This window comes from Alcanivorax quisquiliarum, assembly GCF_023051175.1.
GTDB lineage: Bacteria > Pseudomonadota > Gammaproteobacteria > Pseudomonadales > Alcanivoracaceae > Isoalcanivorax > Isoalcanivorax quisquiliarum.
In genome coordinates this window covers 1-2,422 of sequence record NZ_JALKII010000022.1, presented here as the reverse complement: position 1 = coordinate 2,422, position 2,422 = coordinate 1, and the positions used below count along the sequence as shown (strand labels likewise).

Sequence of the window (2,422 nt, the reverse complement as noted above, 5' to 3'; positions counted from 1 at the left end):
GTAAGCGTCCGGCCATCCCACCTTGTCAAACGGTATGGGGCTTCCACTGATGCGGCAGCAGTTCATCAATGGCATTGTTCTTCTGCATCGGTAATCGCTGCAACACATCTCTCAGATACGCGTACGGGTCATGCCCATTCAGTCTGGCGGACTGGATCAGACTCATGATGGCCGCAGCACGCTGGCCACTGCGCAGACTGCCGGCGAACAACCAGTTGGATCGCCCTAGCGCCCAGGGCCGGATCTGGTTTTCCACCTGGTTGTTATCCATGGGCACAGCCCCATCCTCGCAGTAGCGGGTTAACGCCTGCCACCGCTTGAGGCTGTAGTCGATCGCCCTGGCCGTGGCGGAGCCGTTCGGCACTTTCTGCCGGTGTGTCATCAGCCATCGATGCAGGCTGTCCAGGATGGGGGTTGATCGTTGTTGCCGAAGTGTCTGTCGCTCATCGACGGACAAGGCTTTGGCCTCGCGCTCGACCTCGTAGAGCTGCTGGATCAGTGCCAGCGCCTGTTCGGCGATCTGGCTCTTGTTGGCGGTGTGCAGGTCGTAGAACTTCCGGCGGGCATGGGCCATGCAGCCGATCTCGGTGATCCCGCGCTGGAAGCCGGCCTTGTAACCGCTGTAGTCGTCGCAGACCAGCTTGCCCTGCCAGCCGTCAAGGAAGGTGCGGGCGTTGGCGCCGGCCCGGTTCTCGGCGAAGTCGTACACCACGGCATTAAGCGCGGCGGTGGCCGGGCTGCAGTAGGCCCAGATGTAAGCCCGGTGGGTCTTCTTCTTGCCGGGCGCCAACATCGGCACAGGCGTCTCGTCGGCATGCAGCACCGGCTGCGTCAGCAGTGTTTCACGCAGGGCGTCTGCCAGCGGTTGCAGGGCCACGCCGCAACGGCCCACCCAGTCAGCCAGCGTCGAGCGGGCGATGCCCAACCCGGCGCGGGCAAAGATCCTTTCCTGCCGGTACAGCGGCAAGTGATCTGCGTACTTGGCGATCAGCAGGTGGGCCAGTAAACCGCTGGTGGGCAGGCCCTTGTCGATGATCTGCGCCGGGACCGGGGCCTGGGTGAGACGTTCACAGTGTTGGCAGACCCACTTGCCGCGCACATGGCGCTCGACGGTAAAGGTGCCAGGGGTGTAATCGAGCTTTTCACTGATGTCTTCGCCGATGCGCTGGCGTTGGCAGCCACAGGCGCACTGGGTGTTGTCAGGTTCGTGCGTGATGATCGTGCGCGGCAGGGTCGGCGGTAACGGCACACGCTTGGGCTGGCGCTTCGCTGGTGCTGGGGCGGCTCCCACTGAGACGACAGGCTCGGACAGTGTCACCTCAATCGCTGCAAGATCCGCGTCCACCAGGTCATCCAGCAGGCTGGCCTGGTGGCTATTCAGCACTTCACTGCGTGTGCCGAAGCGATGGCGCTTCAGGATCGCCAGCTCATGCGTGAGCTTGTCGTTCAGCAGCTGGTGGTGCTTGAGTTGATGACTCTGCTGCGCAATGGTCTGCTCTCTTTCCGCTGCATCAGCCAACAGTTGCGCCGCCAGTTGGCGGAGCTGTTCGGCAGTGAGCTGATTGAGATGCGGCGGTGTCATCATGGCCATTATCTTGCCAGACGACACCGCCGAAAGTGATACCAGAGAGGACGCGCTGACCGGCGCACAGGCCAGCGCCAAGTGCCTTAAAGTATGGCAATACCCCCGTCACGGCCAACCTGATACCAGGGCAAGCCGACCACCAGCGCCTGAAGCTGCTCAGGACTTAACACGATACGCTCGCCCTGACTCAGCCTGCCCCAGACGAAGCGCCCCTGATGCAACCGCCGCGCGGCCAGCCACAGGCCAAAGCCATCGTGCACCAGCACCTTCATGCGGTTGCCCCGCTTGTTGGCAAACAGGTAGGCGCAGTGGGGACGTGCTTCGCCGAACACCTGCACCACACGGGCCAGAGCCGTATCGGGACCGGCGCGCATATCCAGCGGTTCCGTGGCCATCCAGATGGCGTCGATCCGGATCACGACGTCAACGCCCGCAGCCAGGGAAGGGCGCGCTCGATCTGCGCCAGTGGCCAGCGGACTGTTACGCCCGGCAGTTCAAGCACCACCTCGGCCACTGCGGACGCAGAGGAGATCGGCATGGGAACAGGGATAAATTGACTCTCAGCAGACGGCTTCGAACTGGCTTCGGCAGCACGACGCCACTTGTGGATCAGGTTCGTGTTGAGCCCGTAGCGCAACGCCACACTGGCGACGGAGGCCTCCGGAGCCTGGCACTCCTTGAGAAGCCTGGCTTTGAACTCCGGGGAATAGCGACGGCGCTTGGCTGGGGTCTTGGCAGGAAGGATTTCACTCATATTAGGTGTCCACTTAGAAATAGGTGGACACCTAAGTTACTGGGGGAAATGACGGCGGGTAGATGGGTTCGCCGGACGCTTAC

Annotated in this window: 3 protein-coding genes; all 3 read right to left on the bottom strand. The window is 62.6% G+C overall.

The genetic code is table 11. From position 1 onward, the window contains the following. Positions 1 to 25: 25 nt before the first annotated feature. The 3 genes from tnpC to tnpA all read right to left on the bottom strand — a co-directional run bounded on the left by tnpC (position 26) and on the right by tnpA (position 2,339). The gene (gene tnpC, locus MU846_RS14430) at positions 26 to 1,585 is read right to left on the bottom strand and encodes an IS66 family transposase (protein ID WP_246953968.1); all 1,560 of its coding nucleotides are present in this window, start codon (positions 1,583 to 1,585) and stop codon (positions 26 to 28) included. A gap of 83 nt (positions 1,586 to 1,668) precedes the next feature. Further along, positions 1,669 to 2,004 carry an IS66 family insertion sequence element accessory protein TnpB gene (gene tnpB, locus MU846_RS14425; RefSeq protein ID WP_246953965.1) on the bottom strand — a complete coding sequence of 112 codons (336 nt, stop codon included), beginning with the start codon at positions 2,002 to 2,004 and terminating at the stop codon, positions 1,669 to 1,671. Next, positions 2,001 to 2,339 carry an IS66-like element accessory protein TnpA gene (tnpA, locus tag MU846_RS14420; RefSeq protein ID WP_246953963.1) on the bottom strand — a complete coding sequence of 113 codons (339 nt, stop codon included), beginning with the start codon at positions 2,337 to 2,339 and terminating at the stop codon, positions 2,001 to 2,003. Before tnpA ends, tnpB begins: the two co-directional genes overlap by 4 nt. Positions 2,340 to 2,422 lie beyond the last annotated feature (83 nt).